At 31.2% G+C, this 560-nt stretch carries 1 pseudogene; it reads right to left on the bottom strand.

The features are described 5' to 3' along the window. Positions 1-273, bottom strand: a pseudogene (locus tag AB4486_RS27620) (EAL domain-containing protein); the annotation flags it as partial. Positions 274-560: the final 287 nt, after the last annotated feature.

Raw genomic sequence — 560 nt, 5'->3', positions numbered from 1 at the left:
ATATTTCTTTCTTATAGAAGCAATAATATTTTTTAACGCGTATAAGCTAAACTCTTCGTCAAAGTGTAATTTAAAAGATTCTTCAACATCTCGTGCAGATTGAGGGTTTGATATTGACGAGTGTTCAATAAGGTATTTGAAAACAAAACTCTCTTTACTATTAAGAGTTTCCTCTGATATCTTATTACTGTCTCTTTTTATGTATATTTTTTCTTCATTATAGATTAGTTGCAAGCTCTCATTATTGTTATTTATATTGAAAGAACAGTGCATAGCTTAACTCCTAAGCGATAGTTATTATATTTGTGTGATGGATATGTGATGGCTGGGATTTTCATTCAACACAAGAGTTCGATCTAAATAATATAACCAAAATGTCACCATTTTATCTCAAGATGTTGATACTAATCGCAGAATTTGGGCTTTAATGAAAGGTTATGGAGATGTTCACCCAAAAGTTGAATTTATAAATGAAAGCCAATGATTTACAAGGGGTAAGGGGGATTTATCCATTTGTTTTGGTATTTATCCATTTCACAGCTTCTACGCGGTAGGTTTAG

The sequence above is a fragment of the Vibrio sp. 10N.222.55.C6 genome, assembly GCF_041473395.1.
Taxonomy (GTDB): Bacteria; Pseudomonadota; Gammaproteobacteria; order Enterobacterales; family Vibrionaceae; genus Vibrio; species Vibrio crassostreae_C.
This window is presented reverse-complemented; position numbering and strand designations above follow the sequence as displayed.